Consider the following 426-nt stretch of genomic DNA (forward strand, 5'->3'; position numbering starts at 1 on the left):
GCGGACCGGGTCGCCGTGATGCGCGCCGGACGGCTCGAACAGTGCGCGGCTCCCGCCGAGTTGTACGGGCGGCCCGCGACCGCGTTCGTCGCCGAGTTCGTCGGCACGATGAGCCGCATACCGGGGCGGGTGATCGACGGGACGGTCGAGGTGCTCGGACAGCGGCTGCCGGTCGACGGTGAGGCGCCCGCCTCTCCCGAGGTCGACGTGCTCGTACGGCCCGAGGCGGTGCGGGTGACGGCCGAGGACGCCTCGGACGCCCGGGTCGTCGCCTCCGCCTTCCTCGGCGCGGCCACCCGCGTCACCGTCCGGCTCGCCGACGGTACCGAGGTGAAGGCCGACCTGCCGACCCACGAGGCCACCGTGCTGGGCGCGGGCACCGCCGTGACCGTGAGCCTGCCGGAGCGTCCCGTCCTGGTCGCCGAC

General features: G+C 75.8%; 1 protein-coding gene. It reads left to right on the forward strand.

What is annotated here, in order from left to right; genetic code table 11:
* Window positions 1–426 (forward strand): TOBE domain-containing protein (locus AOK17_RS53230; protein WP_245697860.1); only part of this gene is annotated, 426 nt, incomplete at both ends.

This window comes from Streptomyces phaeochromogenes (assembly GCF_001418655.1).
Classification (GTDB): Bacteria; Actinomycetota; Actinomycetes; order Streptomycetales; family Streptomycetaceae; genus Streptomyces; species Streptomyces phaeochromogenes.